Raw genomic sequence first — 19,662 nt, 5'->3', positions numbered from 1 at the left:
GATCAAGCCTCACTTGTTACCAAGCAATGGTTATTAAGTCAGGTTTAACGAATTCTATTACAAATTTAGGTGATGGGCAAAATACATACTGTTGATAGGCATCTTCTGCTGCTAAATGAATAATATTTTCAATAATCTTGGATAGAGGCATCTTCACCCAAGGTAATTTACTAAAAGGTGGTAAGTCGTCTTGTAAGAAAAGATAAACTGAATTCTCAGTGTAAAGTTCTTTATCGTTAAAAAACGATGCTACCTTATCACTATTAACATTATGTATCACGAACTTGTTATTCATTTTCTCTATGTCTAGACTTACCCATTCAATTATGGGGATGTTCGCTATAAATTCAGCTTTCATTTTTTCCTTTTCCTCAACATCTAACATCCTAATACTGTCTTTAGTTGAGAACGGCTCCAGCATCCAATCTAATTGCATCTGTAATTCATTATTTCTTTCTTTCTCTTTTTGCTTTTGCAAGAGAAACTCTAATCTTATTTTCCGATTATTCGTGTCCATTGTCCACCTTCTCATCTTACTTTTTCCGTTTTACACCTGTTTAAAGAAAAAAGAGCTGCCTTCGCAACTCAATGATCTTAAATTAACGCATGCATTAATGCAAAATGAAACTTGAATTTAATCTAATTTTTTTACAAATAAAACTCTATCTTGATTTGGTCCGTCATAGTCTGTATTTATTGATAGATCCTCAACACTTCTATCTCCATCCTCAATTTCAAAACCCATCTTGGTATGATAGGCAATCGATACTTTATTTACAGGTGACGTTACACAACGAACAATACTTCGATTATTTTGCTTTACCACATTAAAAAATTCATTGTATAAATGTTTTCCAATATTATGCTTTCTGTATTCAGGATGGACCCCAACGAAATGAATATATGCCTCATTTGAATAAGTTTGAGAAAGGAAACCTATTAAAAAACCCACAAGTTTACCATCCTTTTCTGCAATTAAACTTGTTTGTGTAAAATGGTCGAAGAATAATTTTGGTAACATATCAGACATATTCCTGCCACCCCACCACTCATTGATTAGAGGTGAAATTACATAGTAGTCTGAACCTTTAACTGAACGAATTTCCATTTTAATCCCCCTATTTTTGTAAAAATCTAATTAAACTAATAGTAACATTAAAACAAATTATATATTATTCTTTATCTCCGTTTGCAAAATATTAAGTAAATGTTAATTTAATGGATATTTTATTTTTTCGTTTAATTTCTCTGCTTGATTTATAAAGGAATCCATATTTGCACTTATAGTAATATTTAATCCTAACCCTACTTCACGAAGTGTTTCCCGCAATTCTTCAAAATTCTTTTTATCCTCTTCAGTTAAATCAACAAATCTATATAATTCATCTTTAGGATATTGATTTAATTTAGAATATAAAAGTTCAAGAATGTCGTTGTCACTTTTAGAAAGCGTTCCTAATTGCTTTCCAGTAGTCATACCAAGCCAAATTCCATTCATTACATCTCCTAATTTGGTTGTAACTAAATTAGGTTCGGACCAGTTATCATCAATCTGATTTTCTATCAACCCTTCCAATTCTACTAAGTTATGCTGCACTTCCGTAATAAAAACTTGCTCTTTAACAAAATTCATTGTTATTATTCCCCAAGCTACAATTGCGATAAGAATTATGTTCAAACCTATCGAAATTCGAAATAGCACTTTTTTCCTTTTACTCAATTTTATTCTCCCCTCCTAACAAATTTTACCATAAATATCCTTTGTGGTTATTGAAGTATTTACGCCATTATTTGAATAAGAAAAAGATGGGATCTCTACGGAATCCAATCTTGAAGTAAAGTCCTGTTAGCTTAAACAAAGGATAGCGCCAACAAACGTGATTTTCTTACGCTAAGCAAATTTTCTTAGAGAAAAAGCCGATTTCCTCTATGTTTAGAGAAAATCGGCTTTGTAAATCAAAGCAGTAAAATAATATGAAACTTTATGAACCTGAGATGGCATACAATTCCTTTGAAAAACGCCTCCAAATGACAACAGGTCACTCGCCATCGTTCATTTGATCGGTATTCTAAAATCTTTCATACTTTCTCCAAGAATATAGTGTGAAAACCACATCAAATTCTGCTTCATAATAGCAACATTAACTCCTGGCTGGTCAGAACTATATGCCATTCCTTTAAAAATAATTAATTCTGTATCAACTTTCATATCTCTTAATCCTTGATATAATTCATATGCATTAGGAGTTGGAACTCTTGCCTGTTTTTTCATTCTTTATTAATAATCTCCCTCGTTAACTCTCTTCCAATAAAGTTAGCAGGTACAGGGCTTAGTTCTAATTCTCTTGCCCACACAGAAAGTTGACCTATGTGGTGAATTTCATGAGTAATTATATGATGTAATATTTCATCAACTGTATATTTATCTTCATCCCAAGAAACACTTACTAGTTTTTCTTTTAAACCTTCTACATTTGTTTTTATAAATTCAGCTATTTCATTTCGTGATTTATCTGAGAGTGATTTAACCTTTTCAAGTGTATTATAATCAGCAAACTCAAAAACAATATCTTCTTTGCCTTGAATACCACGAATCCAACTATATTCCACATCAATTATGTGAAAAAGTGTATATAATATATTTCCTACTCCACCACTGCGGTCTTTTAACAACTCTTTAATTGTCAGTTGATTGCACCAGTCAAACCATTCATCCCTTACCTGCCAGTTGTATTCAAAGAATTTAATCATTGTAAGCACTCCAATCTAGCTTATTACATTATATTTCGATGTAAATCCAACTTTTTCCTACTTAAACTAACTTGCATCGATAACACAAGTATATAAATTGAACAATCTAACCCGTTAGTGGAAAATGAAACTTAGGAGAGGAGGTAATAACAATAATAATACTGCGATTGAAATCAACCATTTTGTCAATGTTTTTGAGAGTTTATCTTTAACATCCCCTTTATACCATCCATTAAATTGCCATTTATTTCGATATAAAATAGTAAATATAATTAAAATTGAGATTACCATCATTATTCCATAAATAATTGAAACTTCAGTTCCTAATCTTCGGTAAATATAAACAACAATATTGCCTAAAATCAAATAAAAAATTATGAGTAAAAAAAACATTCTTATATACTCCAATAGTAAACTTGTTAAATCCCGTAGTACCCTCATTACATTCACTCTCCATGCTTTTATTCAATACTTATTTTACCACATATATCCATACACTTTATTGCACCGTAAGTTCAAGTAGATTTCTCACAAATTCTTGATATTCGTAATAAGTAGTTGATTATTTTATTTATTGATTTCCTCATATTGTTCAGTAGTAGTGGTATTAGTTCAGCTTTTATTGTTTTTAAAGATATAGTTTGATTGAATCTGTAAATTTTACTATTCGAGCTTCAACTAAAGGAGCAAATATATCAAAGTTAGTATTAAATAAAAACAACCGTCATTTTATACGGTTGTTAAAAATTGCTATTTACTTACTTTAATAATAGTACCTTGATTGATTCTTAATAAGTCTTGAACATTTATTTTAACTAATGAGTTTCCAGAACCACCACCAGTATATATGTAATCCATATTTGTAACTTTGGGATCAACTAAAAACTGTGCATGAAAACCAAAAGAAGGAACTCCACCTGGTGGGAAACCTGTATGTTCAATAATTTCATTTTCGCTAGCAAGTCTTGGTTTTTCTATGTTTAATGATTTCGCTACACGAGTTGTACTAGCTCTATTGTTTCCTTTTACAATAGCTACTATTAATTCATTATTAGAGTCAATCATGCAAATATTTTTTACAAAATCGTCTTCTGAACCATTAACTGCTTCAGCAGCCTCTTTTACGGAGTGGCATGATTGATTAAAAACGAAGTGTTCAGCTTTTACATTATTAGAGTCTAAAAATTCTTTAACTTTAGTTTCATACGAATTCATAAAGGTCTCCTTTAATATTCTTATTTGTGTAAATATTAGCATAATAATACAAGTTTTATTACCACTATTAGTTAAGCTTAAAAATAGCATATTATAATGTTGCACTTTGTTTTTAGTGCATTACTTTAACACTCATCTTTTAATAAAATACTGGTACCTGAACAGTCTTTGCATCGTTCTGTGCTTTTTTCTGGCGACTCCTAAGCAGTTATTGGGCTTACCCGATCACTTCTTTTGTCAACCGGAGCAGTTTCTGGGCTTACCTGATCACTTTTCCTGTCTACCCGAGCAGTTTTCGGACTTACCCGATCACTTTTTCTATCTACCCGAGCAGTTTCCGGACTTACCCGATCACTTTTTCTATCTACCGAGCAGTTTCCGGACTTACCCGATCACTTTTTCTGTCTACCCGAGCAGTTTCCGGACTTACCCGATCACTTTTTCTGTCTACCCGAGCAGTTTCCGGACTTACCCGATCACTTTTTCTATCTACCCGAGCAGTTTCCGGACTTACCCGATCACTTTTTCTATCTACCCGAGCAGTTTCCGGACTTACCTGATCACTTCTTCTGGCTATCCGGCAGTTTCCAAGCTTACCCGATCACTTCTTCTGTCGAATAGATTACCTGAGCTTTAAAGATTCTACAGCTTAAAATAAACAGAAACTTTTTCATCAAACACTTCTGTCTCTATATATCGTTCACCATAATCGTCACTCACATAATGAATATCATTTAACAACACATTTGCCTTTAGTAACGCTTCGTGCTGCTGGATGATAGTTATTGCTTTTTCACTTCCAGCAATCGATATCGATACATACTGTTCAACAGGGAGTTTCCATTTTTTGCGTGTATCTTGAATTGTGCGAATTATTTCCCTAATCTGTCCTTCTTCAAGTAAGCAAGCTGTCAGATGAACATTCATAAGGACTCGACAAGAAGCATCTTCTGCTAAGATATAATGGTCCTTTACAATAGATTCTGTTAACACGTGCGCTTTTAATAATGTTACCTGTTCCCCATCGATAGTTAACGGAACTAAACCTGTTACCTGTAATAAATTTTTCTCCTCATCACTTAAATTCACTACGTAATCTTTCACTTTGTTCACTTTCGGTCCAAATGCAGCACCCGCCGTTTTAAAATTAAGCTTATACTGAACAGTTTCATATGCTGAAAAATCATTTGTCCAAACACATTCTTTTATATTTAATTCATCTTTTACGAGCTCGCTATATGGTTGATAATCTGTTAACTCACCGTCAACAGAGACAATGATTTCACTTAACGGCTGTTTTACCTTGATCCCTTGACTATTTCGAATGCTACGTCCTAGCTCTACGACTGTTAAAATATTCGCCATCTCTTTTTCAAGCTTAGCATTAACGAGCGATTCATTGTATGTTGGGTAGTTTTGTAAATGAACACTTCTTCCTGATAATTGTCGAAATAAGTCCTCTGCGATAAATGGCGTGAAAGGTGCTAGTAATTGGCAAATCGTCGTTAGTAGCTCATACAGCGTACTATAGGCACCTTGTTTATCCTCTGACAATCCGTTTGCCCAAAATCTTGTACGTGAGCGACGGATATACCAATTACTTAGCTCTTCCACAAGCTTGCCGATTTCACGTGTTGCTTGTGTAAATTGATAGTCGTCCATAGATTTTGTCACGAGCTGGATCGTATGATGTAATCGAGACAATATCCAATAATCTAACTTTGTACGTGTGCCAGTCTTGTTAGCATCGTACTGGAAGCCATCTATTTCTGCATATAGCTGATAAAATTTGAACGTATTATCTAGTGTATCGATTAGCTTTGATTTAGCGTCCATCACAATTTTTGTTGAAAAACGTTTAGGATTCCAAGGTGAACTGTCCACTAAAAATGCCCATCGTAAAGCATCCGCTCCGTACTGCTCTATCAGGTCAACTGGCTCTAACGCATTTCCTTTACTTTTCGACATCTTCTGTCCATGCTCATCTAAAACATGCCCTAAAGAAAGTACATTTTTATATGGTGCCTTTCCTGTGAATAAAGTCGAAACCGCTAATAAACTATAGAAAAAGCCTCGCGTTTGGTCGATACCTTCGATGACCACATCCGCCGGAAATTGATTGTTAAAAGTAGTAAGGTCTCCAAAAGGATAATGATGCTGAGCAAATGGCATGGATCCACTATCAAACCAAACATCAATCACTTCGGGTGTACGTTCCATGTCACCACTACACTTTGGACAAGTACACACAACCTCGTCAATATATGGTTTGTGAAGCTCAATATCATCTATAGTGCCCTTCGCTAGTTCTTTTAAAGATGCAATACTATTTGGCGCTTCTTCATGACCACAATCCCGACAAACCCACACATTTAACGGTGTACCCCAATAGCGATTACGGCTAATATTCCAGTCCACTAGGTTTTCCAAGAAGTTGCCAAATCTTCCGTGTTTAATGTGTTCGGGATACCATGTTACTTGATTATTATTTTGTAAAAGTTTATCTTTCAATGCTGACATATTGATAAACCAACTGTCAGTCGCGTAGTAAAGCAATGGTGAATCACAGCGCCAGCAATGAGGATAGCTATGCTCATATTTTTCCTTATCAAACAATAGCTCCTTTTTAGCGAGCATTTTAATGATTTCGACATCACAATCTTTCACAAATTTACCAGCAAGCTCTGGGACCTCTTCTGTATAGCAACCCTTTAAATCAACAACATTGACAAACGATAGCCTATTTTGCTGTACCGTTTTATAATCGTCCTCCCCATATGCAGGCGCGATATGGACGATACCAGTTCCACTATGCTCAGTGACATAATCCGCTAGAACAACGACATGCCCCTTATCAACTGTGACATAAGAAAATGGTGGGGTGTACGACACACCTTCAAATTCATGCCCCTCATGTTCACTTAACACTTCAACAGAATCAGCAAACACTTTATTCACTAGTGATTTTGCTAAGATATAGACTTTATTGTGCTGCTTCACTCGAACATACATAAGTTTAGGATTCATGGCTAATGCAACATTTGCAGGTAATGTCCATGGAGTCGTTGTCCAACCAAGAAAATATTCATCTTTATCCTTTAATTTAAACATTGCTGTGACTGATAAATCCTTTACATCCTTATAGCCCTGTGCAACTTCATGGGAGCTTAATGATGTTTGACAGCTAGGGCAATATGGTGAAACGCGGTGGCCCTTATACAAAAGCTTTTCCTTGTGCACATGACTTAAAATATTCCAAACGGACTCAATATAATCATTACTAAGGGTTAAATACGGGTCATCCATGTCAATCCAATAGCCTAGCTGCTCTGTAAAGGAGCGCCATTTCTTCTCATAGGTAAAGACACTTCCCTTACACTCTTGAATAAATTGTTCGACACCATATTTCTCAATTTCTTGCTTGCCAGAGATGCCTAGCTTTTTTTCGACGCCTAACTCTACAGGCAAACCATGTGTATCCCAGCCAGCTTTACGCTCAACTAAATAACCTTGCATCGTTTTATAACGAGCCACGACATCTTTAATTGTTCTGCCAAATGCGTGGCCTACGTGTGGTAAACCATTCGCTGTAGGAGGACCTTCGTAAAATACAAAAGGCTTATTGTTAGAACGATTCGCAACAGACGCTTGGAACGTTCCTTCTTGTTCCCACAATCGACGAATCCTTGTTTCTCTTTCTACAGTTGTTTCTTTTTTCTCTTCGACTTGCATGTAAATTCCTCCTATACTAATTGTATAAAAGGCATACAAAAAACCCCGTCCCAAGCAAGGGACGGGGTTAACCGCGAATACCACCCTAATTCTATTGAAGCAACGTTCAATAGCACTCAGCAACGTACAATCATACGTGTTCTTTTTAACGGTAGACACCCGGATTAGCTTACTATGTTCAGCCAATCTTCTCAGAGAGGATCTTCATGTTACACCTGCACACCGACTTCCACCAAATGTCGGCTCTCTGTAGAACAAAATGAAACACTACTCTTTCTCATCAACGAATTTGTATGCTTTTATTGTCACTCATCTTAACAAACAAATTTTTGTCTGTCAATAATTTCAAAGTACTAATATTGACAGTGATTTCCTTATAATTCATCGAGACAAGCTTTGATGCTTTTATGTAGAGTTGCGAACTCAGGCTTCCCATTTGTTTTAATATAAAAGCTTTTCACAAAGGATTTACAGTTAAAAAGTAAAATTCTGTGATGCTGTACATCGAGCTGTTCTTTTTTTACGTTTAAAGTAGCAGGTAATTCTTGCAGCAATTTAATGATCTGTTGCTCCTCTAAACCATGCTCAAGCATTGTGAACATAGGTACTAAAATCCGTTCATCTTCATTGTGAATGAAAGCATAATTTTCTTTCAAAACGGCGTTCCATAGTGCGTTTACAATTTCAATATAAGAGGCTTTATTTAATTTAGGATTTTTCACCAATTCATTGATTGCATCAGCCATATGGGCAACACTATGAGCCCACCCTTTCACTGGCACATAGCCCCTTACATCCTTTTCTGCTGCTAAATAAGCTAGTACTTTATCTTTACAATCAGCGATTATCTGTTCAGATAAAAAATCGTCTGCGTTTTCTCTAAACAATATAAGGGCAATCAAAAGCGACGTAAATGTACGGGTAAAAACTAAATCTGATTCGCTTTCTTCAATACCCTTACATAATAAATTATTCAAACATTCCTCTAAAAGCTCCGTTAAAAGTGAATGCTCTAGTAAGTTTTTTTCATGGATCAATTCATAAAACGATCCATATATTAAGTCATCCCGTAGTTCACTATCTAATGAGCCGATATGTTGCATCATTGATTGTATGAGCTGAGTTTGGTCCTCGTTCTGCCATATTTTATTTCCACTATCTATATCTGTTAGTATTTCTTTTAATTCAATTTCCTTAAGTAGGTTTATATTTAATTTCATAGCCAATCTTTCTCCTCTACCTTTTTGTGAATTTGTATAATCATTTTTTACTACACCCCTAAATATACAAATACTTACAACAATTGTACCCTAATCCAAATATAAAAAACAGCTAAATAAAAAGCTAGACATTCTTGAAATTTTCGAATGTCTAGCCTTGATTCATTGATGTTCTTCCAGTATTTCCATGCTATCTATATCTGCAAATCTTATTTTAGGATTATCTTGGTCTCCTACTAAATCTGTACTATATTTCACTTCTACTTCATCTCCAAGCGACAATGTTGTAGGAGCATCGATTAATGGGAACCACGTACCATTACCGTGTTTTTGTATGATGTCATTAATTGATAATTTACCAATATCCGCTTTATCTGCATAGGAAACAACTAAAAATTCATGTTCCTTGATTGCTACAATTAACCCATTTTTAGAATGGATTTCTTTTTCCCCAACTGGAATATCAAATTTTTCACGTAAGGCAACTATCTCTTGACTATAGTGCTCCTCTAAATAGTTCATAGCATCTTTCAAAACTAGAAAATATAGTATCGGCATATTAACATCTTTGTATTGTTTCTTTTCCTGCTTCATTAGTGAATAGTTTATAGCTATTTTATAAGATATCGGTTTAAAAAATTGTTCGATATACTCTTCTTTTGTAAGATTCAGCTTTTTTAATTCTTTAGCAAATTGCGCTTCGTTTTGATTTATACCTACTTCTATCAATGATTCAAGCTGTTCATTAATTTGTTTTTGCGAAGGAGCTATCCCCTTTGATTGAGCGTAGGCATATAAAGATTCAATCTGTAAAAAGGAATCAAACGCCTCCTTCTTTGCATCATTGGACCATTTCTGATCCTTAACGCGGGGATCCGTTTCCAAATAGAAGTTTAGAAGCTTTTCATTTAAAACAGTTGGTATACTTGCTGATTGCTCCTGACTTCCGCTGAATTGGGTATACAGAAATAGTCCAATACAAACTGTTAAAATAATAGACATTACACTATATTGCCAATGCCAAGATCTTTTTTTCATCCCAGACTGTTCTATATGTTGTACAACATTTGTCATCACACGCTTTTTGCTTTCGGTTAAATCCTTTATTACCCTTATATCGACTTTACTCATGTAGCAGGACCTCCCATTCAATTTGCTGTAGCTTTGGCTTTAATAGCTCTCGTCCACGACGTAGCCTTGTTTTCACCGTACTCTCCGGAATATTTAAAAGCTCGGCAATTTTATTAACAGGCATTTCCTCAAAATAAAAATAAATAAGGACCTCACGCTGTTTTAATGGTAGTGCTAAGATGGCGTTTTCTACTAAGGTTTGTTCATCTTGCTGTACTAGCATGTCCCTTTTCGTGACAGCCTGCTTGGCAAAGATCTTCTGTTGAACTTGTATTTTACGGTATGTCCAGCTGCGTAAATAATCTTTACTTTTGTTAATGACGAGCCTCGAAAAATATGCTCGTAATTCTCCTCTTTCCTCATAGTTTTGCTGATTATCGTAAAATTTAATAAATACATCTTGAACGATATCTTCGGCACTTTGTAAATCCTTGACGTAATAAAAGGCAAGTCGGATGAGCCTTTCTGTAAGCTGCTGCATTATTTCTTCGAGTTCGTTAATTTCAAGCAACATCTCTCCCCCTCTCTGCCCTATAAACGGTGCTCACTGAATAGAGGTTTGCTTTTTTGTATTTTTTAAAATAAAGATTTGGATTTAAGGATTACTCGAGCAACTCCGAATTCACTAATTTTTATCAGAGAAAGGCGCAATGACCGCTTTTTTATTTGAAGAAAGCACAATATTTGTTGATGGCGTTCCATAAGGCATTGCATCGTCAATAAACTGCTCTAATGTTTCTACTGAATTGGTTGCAATTTTCACAATATAACTGATTTCACCCGCTACACGATAGCATTCAAGGACATCGGGATGTCGGTTACAAAAATCCGAAAGACTTTTACAATCAATTGATTTAAATAAAATAATAGCTTGAATATCGCGATTCAACTTTTTTAAATTTACCTTCGCACTATAAGCCTCAATAATCCCCTGCTCTTCTAATTTTTTAACACGCTCAATTACTGCAGGAGATGATAAATGAACCGTCGCCGCTAATTCTTTCATCGATATTTTTGCATTTCGCTGCAATTGCTGTAAAATTTCAGTATCTATTTGATCCATACGTATCCACCTTTTTTAATTAATTAGATTTAATGAAATTCCTTTTATTATAAAGTAAATTATCTAAATTACATTATACAGATTCTGTCATTGAATAGCCTTATTCATTACAATTAATCATATAAAGGAGGCATTAACAACATGAAAAAAATATTATTACTATTAGCAAATGGATTTGAGGCTGTTGAAGCGAGTGTTTTTACTGATGTACTTGGCTGGAATAAATGGGAGGGCGACGGCACAACAGAGGTCGTGACCGTAGGATTGCATAATCAATTACAATGTACATGGAATTTTAACGTTGCACCCGAAAAATTGCTTCATGAAGTTTCATTAGAGGATTTTGATGCACTTGCGATTCCTGGAGGCTTTGAGGAAGCTGGATTTTATGATGATGCCTTTAGCGAAGAGTTTCAGGCGGTCGTTCGTCATTTCGATGAACACAAAAAACCGATTGCTACGGTTTGTGTAGCTTCCCTAATTTTAGGTCATAGTGGCGTCCTACATAATCGACAAGCTACTACTTATAATCATCCAACAAGCAAACGATTAGCACAGCTACAATCCTATGGTGTAGACATCGTCAATGAGCGAATTGTTCGAACTGAACATATTATTACATCCTCAAATCCCGGCACTGCATTCGATGTAGCTTTTAACTTACTTGAAATGCTAACAACTGTGGAAAATACACAAAAGGTAAAGGATTTAATGGGGTTTAAGTAATTAAATGAAGCTGTCTCAATGTGTTAAGTTGAGACAGCTTCATTCCATTTAATTTGATAATAAATGATGTAACTTCGATCCAAATTTTTTGGTTTTTGTAACCAATGAAATTGTTCTTGTTCTTCCGAAATTATTAATCGGTAAGGCGAAAAGCTGAAGATGACCAATATTTTTAGCCATTAATTCTGGTACAATCGTAATCCCCATTCCAGTACTTACAGCTCCAAAGATAAAATCCCCAAAGTTCACCTCAGTTATGATATTAGGCGTGTAGCCAAGAGATTGTATTTGTTCTACTATGTCCTTCCTTGAATCACAAGGAGCTTGATGAACAATAAGCGGCTCCTCACACAATTCTTCAAGATCAACTACTGTTCTTGAATTAAAACGATGATTCAAAGGAAACACAGCATAGTAAGGTTCCGTAAACAATTCACAACTCCACAAAGATTCTCCTGAATATTTTGCATCCACAAAGACAGCATCAAGTCTACCTTTTTGTAAAGATTGCAACAGTTCATTTGACGTATTTTGAATCATTAATGTTATTGGCCGATCTAGTAGCTTAAGTTTACTCATTTTGTTTGGCAAATAGTAAGTGGCTAAACTCGGCAGACCACCGATGACAATTGGATTGCTCTGGTTAAATTGCTGTAATTCTTCACGAATGGCCGTTAATTCAGTCAAAACTGGTGTAATACGAGTGTAAAAACGTTCGCCAGCTTCTGTTAATTCAATGCCAATGGATGTCCTATGAAATAGCTCGATGCCAAGATCATTTTCTAAGTTTTGTATATGTTTACTTAGTGCTGGCTGGGAAAGATTCGTGATTTGAGCAGCTTTAGAAAAACTTTTCTGATTGGCTGCAACAATAAAACTATGTAACCATTCTACATTCATTGTAATCCTCCATAACCTATAACGATTTGTTATAGCCTTATAAAATAGTGATTGTTCCATATTCTTTATTTTTTAGTAACCTATTAAATATAAAAGGTGCTTCGATTATAACATAACGTTATAGATCATCTATCCCTAGCATCTTTAATTTATGGAGGTTCACTATATGAAATATGTTTTATTATTATCATTCGGTATGTTTGCCTTGGGCTTCGATGCCTATGTGATCGCAGGGCTTCTCCCAGGAATTAGCGATACGTATCACAAAAGCACATCACAAGTTGGCCAGGCTGTAAGTATTTTCACTTTATTTTATGCAATATCAGCGCCGTTATTTTCTTCTTTACTTGCTGGAAAACCAATAAAAAAAATTTTAATATGGTCAATGCTTATCTTCACGCTAGCGAATAGCATGACAGCATTAGCACCGACTTTTTCTATTCTTCTACTATCGAGAGCAATTGCAGGAATTGGAGCTGGTTTATTTTCACCTTTAGCTGTAGCGGCCTCTTCAAAGTTCGTTTCTAATGAAAAGAGAGGACGAGCACTAGGGTTGACTATAGGAGGAATGAGTATGGGAACAGTACTTGGCGTTCCTTTAGGCATATATATATCCAACTTATTTGATTGGAAATTAACACTTTGGCTATTAGTTATAATCGGTGTAATTTCTGTTTTATGTATGTATATTTTTCTTCCCAATTTCCCAGCTACACCTCCCCCTACACTTAACGAACGATTAAAGTTATTCCTAGATAAAAGAGTAACTATAACTGTAGGTATAACATTTCTCGCCAGTGTTGCAAGCCTTGGATTGTACACATATTTATCCCCCCTCTTAGAAGACATGGCAGGCTCCGGTAATATAACAATATATCTTTGGGCATGGGGGTTCGGTGGCTTATTTGGAAGTATAATAATCGGTTTCTTAATCGACTATTTTGGGAAACCAAAAACTTTAGTTACAATCATTTTATTCGCTTTAACTTTATCCATTATTTGTATACCCTTGATGATTAACTTACCTATATTAAAATACTTACCGTTCTTTATCTGGGGAGCAATGGGTTGGGCATGCCAAGCACCTCAACAACATATTTTACTATCATATCAGCCGAATAACGGGAGTTCAGCAGTGGCTTTAAACAGTTCTGTAAATTATCTAGGCAGTGCACTCGGTGCAAGCATAGGTGGGGTTGTACTGTCCTTGCAGATTGGAACAATAACATTGATTTATTTCGCAGTCATCTCTATGTCGATTGCCATTTGTTTACAGTTTTATAGTTTGAAGGGCAAATTTAGCGTTTAGACTTATTTAAATATTGCGATTCTAACTGTTGATTTTTGATGATCCTATTCGTCATTTTGATGGTTAGAATTGCAACTTTGATGGGGCTATCCGTCGCATTGGCCGTTCTTTCCGTCGCTTCGGCGGGGCTTTCCGTCGTTTCGGCCGCTCTTTCCGTCGTTTCGATGATTTCATCCGTCACTCTGACGATTCTTTCCGTCGTTTCGGTGGTTTCATCCGTCGCTCTGACGATTCTTTCCATCACTTCGGCGGGACCTTCCGTCGTTGGAGATTCTTTCCGTCGTTTCGGCCGCTCTTTCCGTCGTTTCAGTGGTTTATCCATCACTTTGACGTCTTCATCCACCATTTCGGCAGGGCTATCCGTCACTTTGACGTTTCGATCCATCATTTTGGCAGGGCTATCCGTCACTTTGACGTTTCGATCCATCATTTTGGCAGGGTCTTCACGACTTTTACGCTTCTATCCAGGATTTCAGCAGTTCTATCCATGACTTTGACGTTTCTATCCACGATTTCGGTGGTTCTATCCACCACTTCAGCCTGCCTATCCATTACCAAGATTTTTATGGTGTATTAATACCATTGTCGAGGCAATGGCATTTGAAAAATCTAATCTACTCCCTATATTAAATGGAAAGGAATCTACTACAATCTGTAACTATTTGTAATTTATTTCGTCTAATTGGAAATAAATTAAACTTAGCTTTTTGGAGGAAGTCTATGAAAAAGATTTTGTTTCTAGTTTTATTGATAAGTCTGTTTTTGGTTTCTGCTTGTACAAATGGAAAAATGCAATCATTAGAAGCTTTTTATAAGGATGCAAAAATTGAAAGCATCGATAAAGTGATCATCCAAGATGGTTCAACTGGTGCTTCAAAAACGATAACTAAGCAAGAACAAATCAATGAATTCGTTTTTCTGATTAAAGATATAAAGTTTACTCCGCAAGACAATCAAGACGAACGTGTTGGATGGCGATATGGTATTACTCTTATTGATAGTGGAAAGGAATTTAAATTCACACTAAGTGAAATTGATAACACCTACTATGACTCTAACCCAGATATTTTTCCCATTGTAGAGAGCTATTACAAACAGTTGGATATTGCAGAAGAGTAAAGCTTTTAAAACTATGACCTCTTAATATTTAGGTTGTTTTTATACATTCGGTAGTTCTATCCGTCACTTCGATTAATTTCTACACTGACCATTTAATTTTGACAGAGTAAAAAAACCGACTTCCTTGGAAATCGGTTTTTGCAACTGTATACAGATGTTTTGACACTCTCTGAAAAATAACTTTAAACCTCATTCATCTCACTACCTTTAGAGGTTGGAGACTTCTATAACTGCCGTTACAAACTCAATTCATTGAAAAAAGTTAAACATTACTGTCAATAATTTCGCCAGTTTTTGCGTCAATATAACGGATAGGTAACCTAATATGTCGATCACAAGCTTGGTAGACCAGTTGATAAGACTCTATTTCGTCATCGTAATTTTTGTCCCATACCAATTGAAAATCGACATTTTCTACAAATCGACGGTACGCTTCTTCCAGAGAAATAGCTGGTTCTGTTGGAACTTGGCTAAGCTCAAACAAATCAAAATTTGGTCCAGCATAATTATCAATCTGACCAGTCATACGATTAACAACAACGACAACCATATCATGAATAGCTATACCTTGGCTATTATAGGCTTGGAATATAAATGATTCTCTAAGTGACGTATCATCCTCATCCTCATCTCCTCAAATTAATCGTTGAAGATAAGGATAGTAATCAGGAATTATTTTCAGCAAAAAATCTAATGCTTTTTGATAACAGGCTGCTTGACTAAGCTGTAGATTCCCTGAGCGTTCATACATCCATACGAAGCTTTGAATTTTACCAGTCTTCTTTGAAATAATAGCCTTTACTGTATCTTCTGATCTCATTTCAAAAAAATTGTTCAATGATAAATCTTTCTCTCTCATCTCCCAATCCCGTTTACGCCACACGATTCCTATCTCTGGTCCTCTGTCTACTTCTCGAATAAGCTCCAGTTCATCTGTTATACCAATGATCTCTTCATTCGTAAATTCATTGGCAATCATATTAGTTGGCAATGAAGGAAGAGCAGCATAACTTTCAGGCTCATTCTCATCATGAATTATCGTTAATTGTGGTTCTAAAGAATCTGCTTTAAAGTGTAAAAATGAATTTACTTGATACACGAGCTGGAGTCCATCTTTCTTCACATTGTAAACATCACGAGATAATTTTGTTATTACTAGTTGTAACGCCAATGTATTCCGCACATATTCCAATAGCGCTTCCTTTGAAACTAGCCTTGAAGGGATTTTAGGACTCATCTTCACTCCATCCTATCTAAACCCCACAATATTTCCTAATGCATCAACATCTATAAAACAACCAGCATGTTCTAGCGGTAAATCCATGACAATTTGTTCAAAATAAAAACGATCCACTCTTGATAGTTGTTTAGATTTTGAAAACGTTAAATCTTCTAGTGCAGATGGATAATAACTAAGTAAAAATTGTTCGGCACATCTTCTTTTTTCATCAATAGATAAAAAGTTTGTCTCAGAAACAGAATGATTTTTTTCAATTGATAAGTTGATAAGTATATGAGGTTTCCAGAGCAGTCTAACTAAACAGTTATACTTTCATCTTGATGTTCATTCACCCATGAAAACATCATTCTTTCGTCTTCAGAATACTCTTCTATGATTAGTTTATAATGACTTGGTATTGGAACAATTGATAAAGCACGCTCTTTTAGTTTATCTTTTTGCAAATCAAATCCCCCTATGTATAGACAAAAACCGATCTCCTAAGAGATCGGTTTTTATTTAAATGATTATTGAGCAGCTTTCGCGCGAAGAACCATTTGTAGGATACCACCGTGACGGTAGTAGTCTACTTCTACTTCTGAGTCGAAACGAGCTAAAGCTTGGAAAGTTTTAACTGATCCGTCTTCAGATTTAGCAGTAACTGTTAAGATTTCACGTGGTTTCACGTTGTCAGTAATGTTAACAGAGATTTCTTCTTTACCAGTTAAGCCTAAAGTATCAGCTGATTCACCTGGCATGAATTGAAGTGGAAGAACACCCATCATTACTAAGTTAGAACGGTGGATACGCTCGTAAGATTGTGCGATAACTGTTTTGATACCAAGTAAGTTAGTACCTTTAGCAGCCCAGTCACGAGAAGAACCCATACCGTAGTCGTTACCAGCAAGTACTACTAAGCCAGTACCTTGCGCTTGGTATTTCATACATGCGTCATAGATGTACTCTACTTCACCTGTTGGCCAGTAAGTAGTGAAACCACCTTCTGTACCAGGAGCAACTTGGTTACGGATACGGATGTTTGCAAATGTACCACGCATCATAACTTCGTGGTTACCACGACGAGAACCGTATGAGTTAAAGTCACGGATTGCAACACCGTTTTCGATTAAATATTTACCTGCAGGTGTATCTTTACCGATTGCACCAGCTGGAGAAATATGGTCAGTTGTAATTGAGTCACCGAACTTCGCCATAACGCGTAAGCCTTCTAAGCCTTTGATAGCTTCTGGCTCTTTCGCAAGACCTTGGAAGAATGGTGGGTTTTGGATGTAAGTTGATTTGTCATCAAATGTGTATAGAGACTCAGTTGATGTTTCAATTGCATTCCATTTTTCGTTCGCTGTGAATACAGTTTCATATTCTTTTTGGAATAATTCACGGTTAACTACAGTACCTAATACAGCGTTAACTTCTTCAGTTGAAGGCCAGATATCAGCGAAGAATACATCGTTGCCATCTTTGTCTTTACCGAATGAATCTTTTTGTAGGTCAACATCCACAGTACCAGCAAGTGCATAAGCAACAACAAGTGGTGGTGAAGCTAAGTAGTTAGCTTTTACAAGTGGGTGTACACGACCTTCGAAGTTACGGTTACCAGAAAGAACTGAAGTTACGAATAAATCGTTCTCTTTGATAGCGTCTTCGATTTCAGGAAGTAATGGACCTGAGTTACCGATACATGTTGTACAACCGTAACCTACAGTGTTGAAACCGATTTGGTCAAGGTAAGTTTGTAAACCTGAATCTTCAAGGTAACCAGTTACTACTTTAGAACCTGGTGCTAAAGAAGTTTTTACCCATTTAGGCACAGTTAGACCTTTTTCTACAGCTTTTTTCGCAACTAAGCCCGCAGCGATTAATACGTATGGGTTAGATGTATTTGTACAAGAAGTGATTGCAGCGATTGCTACAGCACCTGTTGGGATTTCTACATCACCTTCAGCGAATTTAGCTACAGAAGTTTTTGCAAATTCATCTTCAGTTAAACCGAAACCTTGTGTACCTTGTGGTGCCACTACTGCTTCTTTGTAACGAGTACGCATTTGAGATAGTGGAATTAAGTCTTGTGGACGTTTTGGACCAGAAAGGTTTGGTTCGATTTCAGCTAAGTTTACTTCTAATACGTCAGTGTAAACTGGCTCTAAAGTTGGATCGAAGAACATGTGGTTAGACTTTAAGTAAGATTCTACAACCGCGATGTGCTCTTCGTCACGACCAGTTAAACGCATGTAGTTTAATGATTCTTCGTCAATTGCGAAGAAACCACATGTAGCACCATATTCAGGAGCCATGTTAGAGATTGTCGCACGGTCAGCTAGTGGTAATTTAGTTACGCCAGGTCCGAAGAACTCAACGAATTTACCAACTACGCCACGTTGACGTAATACTTGAGTTACTTTTAATGCTAAGTCAGTAGCAGTAGTTCCGTTTGGAAGATCGCCAACTAATTTAACACCGATAACTTCTGGGATTGGGAAGTATGAAGGTTGACCAAGCATACCTGCTTCAGCTTCGATACCACCAACGCCCCATCCAAGAACGCCGATACCGTTGATCATTGTTGTATGTGAGTCAGTACCTACTACTGAATCTGGGAAAGTTTCGAATGTACCGTCAGCATTTTCGTTTACGTGTACAACTGGAGCTAAATACTCTAAGTTTACTTGGTGAACGATACCAGTTGCTGGTGGTACAGCACGGAAGTTATTGTAAGCAGTTTGAGCCCATTTTAAGAAGTTATAACGCTCAGCGTTACGTTCGAATTCAAGGTCCATGTTTGCTGCTAATGCAGATGCATTACCGTATTTGTCAACTTGTACTGAGTGGTCAATTACAAGGTCAACTGGAATAGCAGGGTTGATTTTGCTTGGGTCGCCGCCCATTTCTTTCATAGCAGAACGTAGAGAAGCAAGGTCAACTACTACTGGTACACCAGTAAAGTCTTGTAATACTACGCGAGAAGGTTTGAATGGTACTTCAGCTTCTGGATCTGCACCGTTACCCCATTTTGCTAATTCGTTTACGTGCTCTTCTTTGATAACATATGCATCATATTGACGTAAAACTGATTCTAATAATACTTTGATTGAGTAAGGAAGGTTTGAAACTTTTGCAACGCCAGCTTTTTCAATCGCAGCTAAGTCATAGTAATTATAAGTTTTACCATTAACTTCGAATGATGCGCGGCTGTTGTGTAAATTACCTTGTGCCATTTGCGGATCCCCCTAAATATCTTTTTGAAAAGGCCTATATAAAT

Annotated in this window: 20 protein-coding genes, 1 pseudogene and 1 other annotated feature; of the genes and pseudogenes, 3 read left to right on the top strand and 18 right to left on the bottom strand. The window is 36.1% G+C overall.

What is annotated here, in order from left to right; genetic code table 11:
* Positions 1–16 precede the first annotated feature (16 nt).
* The 11 genes and pseudogenes from ACFVT8_RS06185 to ACFVT8_RS06135 form a co-directional block, all read right to left on the bottom strand.
* On the bottom strand, positions 17–517 hold the full coding sequence (locus ACFVT8_RS06185) for a hypothetical protein (protein ID WP_387082722.1): 501 nt from the start codon (positions 515–517) through the stop codon (positions 17–19).
* Between the two features lie 117 nt (positions 518–634).
* Positions 635–1,108, bottom strand: coding sequence for a GNAT family N-acetyltransferase (locus ACFVT8_RS06180; protein ID WP_387082721.1), 474 nt, complete (start codon positions 1,106–1,108; stop codon positions 635–637).
* Positions 1,109–1,210: 102 nt separating this feature from the next.
* The gene (locus ACFVT8_RS06175; protein WP_387082720.1) at positions 1,211–1,720 is read right to left on the bottom strand and encodes a hypothetical protein; all 510 of its coding nucleotides are present in this window, start codon (positions 1,718–1,720) and stop codon (positions 1,211–1,213) included.
* A gap of 333 nt (positions 1,721–2,053) precedes the next feature.
* Positions 2,054–2,269 (bottom strand): annotated as a pseudogene (locus ACFVT8_RS06170) (S9 family peptidase); the annotation flags it as partial.
* Complete coding sequence (locus ACFVT8_RS06165; RefSeq protein ID WP_387082719.1) at positions 2,269–2,751, bottom strand: DinB family protein; 483 nt, start codon at positions 2,749–2,751, stop codon at positions 2,269–2,271. The gene ACFVT8_RS06165 and the pseudogene ACFVT8_RS06170, both read right to left, overlap by 1 nt.
* Positions 2,752–3,501: 750 nt before the next feature.
* Positions 3,502–3,966: an aminoacyl-tRNA deacylase gene (locus ACFVT8_RS06160; protein WP_387082718.1), complete on the bottom strand. Its 465-nt coding sequence runs from the start codon at positions 3,964–3,966 to the stop codon at positions 3,502–3,504.
* A 642-nt stretch (positions 3,967–4,608) separates the two neighbouring features.
* Positions 4,609–7,698 carry an isoleucine--tRNA ligase gene (gene ileS, locus ACFVT8_RS06155; protein ID WP_387082717.1) on the bottom strand — a complete coding sequence of 1,030 codons (3,090 nt, stop codon included), beginning with the start codon at positions 7,696–7,698 and terminating at the stop codon, positions 4,609–4,611.
* 54 nt (positions 7,699–7,752) lie between these two features.
* Positions 7,753–7,991 (bottom strand) — a binding site (T-box leader).
* A gap of 81 nt (positions 7,992–8,072) precedes the next feature.
* Positions 8,073–8,918, bottom strand: a complete 846-nt coding sequence (locus ACFVT8_RS06150) for a DUF2785 domain-containing protein (RefSeq protein WP_387082716.1) — start codon at positions 8,916–8,918, stop codon at positions 8,073–8,075.
* 162 nt (positions 8,919–9,080) lie between these two features.
* Positions 9,081–10,049, bottom strand: a complete 969-nt coding sequence (locus tag ACFVT8_RS06145) for a hypothetical protein (RefSeq protein WP_387082715.1) — start codon at positions 10,047–10,049, stop codon at positions 9,081–9,083.
* Positions 10,042–10,563, bottom strand: a complete 522-nt coding sequence (locus tag ACFVT8_RS06140) for a sigma-70 family RNA polymerase sigma factor (protein ID WP_387082714.1) — start codon at positions 10,561–10,563, stop codon at positions 10,042–10,044. Before ACFVT8_RS06140 ends, ACFVT8_RS06145 begins: the two co-directional genes overlap by 8 nt.
* 111 nt (positions 10,564–10,674) lie before the next feature.
* Positions 10,675–11,112 (bottom strand): Lrp/AsnC family transcriptional regulator, encoded by a 438-nt coding sequence (locus ACFVT8_RS06135; protein WP_387082713.1) that lies wholly within the window; start codon positions 11,110–11,112, stop codon positions 10,675–10,677.
* A gap of 141 nt (positions 11,113–11,253) precedes the next feature.
* Here ACFVT8_RS06135 and ACFVT8_RS06130 point away from each other — a divergent pair, with 141 nt between their 5' ends.
* Positions 11,254–11,838 carry a DJ-1/PfpI family protein gene (locus ACFVT8_RS06130; RefSeq protein WP_387082712.1) on the top strand — a complete coding sequence of 195 codons (585 nt, stop codon included), beginning with the start codon at positions 11,254–11,256 and terminating at the stop codon, positions 11,836–11,838.
* Positions 11,839–11,886: 48 nt separating this feature from the next.
* On the opposite strand, the gene ACFVT8_RS06125 is transcribed toward ACFVT8_RS06130, so the two are convergent.
* Positions 11,887–12,738, bottom strand: a complete 852-nt coding sequence (locus ACFVT8_RS06125; protein WP_387082711.1) for a LysR family transcriptional regulator — start codon at positions 12,736–12,738, stop codon at positions 11,887–11,889.
* 166 nt (positions 12,739–12,904) lie between these two features.
* Between ACFVT8_RS06125 and ACFVT8_RS06120 the strand changes: the two genes are divergently transcribed.
* Positions 12,905–14,047, top strand: coding sequence for an MFS transporter (locus tag ACFVT8_RS06120; protein ID WP_387082710.1), 1,143 nt, complete (start codon positions 12,905–12,907; stop codon positions 14,045–14,047).
* Here the strand turns inward: ACFVT8_RS06120 and ACFVT8_RS06115 are convergent.
* Positions 14,037–14,477: a hypothetical protein gene (locus tag ACFVT8_RS06115; protein WP_387082709.1), complete on the bottom strand. Its 441-nt coding sequence runs from the start codon at positions 14,475–14,477 to the stop codon at positions 14,037–14,039. The genes ACFVT8_RS06120 and ACFVT8_RS06115 overlap by 11 nt on opposite strands.
* Positions 14,478–14,767: 290 nt before the next feature.
* On the opposite strand from ACFVT8_RS06115, the gene ACFVT8_RS06110 reads away from it, so the two are divergent.
* On the top strand, positions 14,768–15,166 hold the full coding sequence (locus tag ACFVT8_RS06110; RefSeq protein ID WP_387082708.1) for a hypothetical protein: 399 nt from the start codon (positions 14,768–14,770) through the stop codon (positions 15,164–15,166).
* 262 nt (positions 15,167–15,428) lie between these two features.
* Here the strand turns inward: ACFVT8_RS06110 and ACFVT8_RS06105 are convergent, their stop codons facing one another.
* The 5 genes from ACFVT8_RS06105 to acnA form a co-directional block, all read right to left on the bottom strand.
* Positions 15,429–15,692 carry a hypothetical protein gene (locus ACFVT8_RS06105; RefSeq protein WP_387082707.1) on the bottom strand — a complete coding sequence of 88 codons (264 nt, stop codon included), beginning with the start codon at positions 15,690–15,692 and terminating at the stop codon, positions 15,429–15,431.
* Between the two features lie 108 nt (positions 15,693–15,800).
* The gene (locus ACFVT8_RS06100) at positions 15,801–16,403 is read right to left on the bottom strand and encodes a YcdB/YcdC domain-containing protein (RefSeq protein WP_387082706.1); all 603 of its coding nucleotides are present in this window, start codon (positions 16,401–16,403) and stop codon (positions 15,801–15,803) included.
* A 12-nt stretch (positions 16,404–16,415) separates the two neighbouring features.
* Positions 16,416–16,619 (bottom strand): YcdB/YcdC domain-containing protein, encoded by a 204-nt coding sequence (locus tag ACFVT8_RS06095; protein WP_387083365.1) that lies wholly within the window; start codon positions 16,617–16,619, stop codon positions 16,416–16,418.
* Positions 16,620–16,702: 83 nt separating this feature from the next.
* Positions 16,703–16,849 (bottom strand): YcdB/YcdC domain-containing protein, encoded by a 147-nt coding sequence (locus ACFVT8_RS06090; protein ID WP_387082705.1) that lies wholly within the window; start codon positions 16,847–16,849, stop codon positions 16,703–16,705.
* 63 nt (positions 16,850–16,912) lie between these two features.
* Positions 16,913–19,618: an aconitate hydratase AcnA gene (acnA, locus tag ACFVT8_RS06085; RefSeq protein ID WP_387082704.1), complete on the bottom strand. Its 2,706-nt coding sequence runs from the start codon at positions 19,616–19,618 to the stop codon at positions 16,913–16,915.
* Positions 19,619–19,662: the final 44 nt, after the last annotated feature.

It is taken from the genome of Lysinibacillus sp. NPDC058147, assembly GCF_042884205.1.
Lineage (GTDB): Bacteria > Bacillota > Bacilli > Bacillales_A > Planococcaceae > Lysinibacillus.
This window is presented reverse-complemented; position numbering and strand designations above follow the sequence as displayed.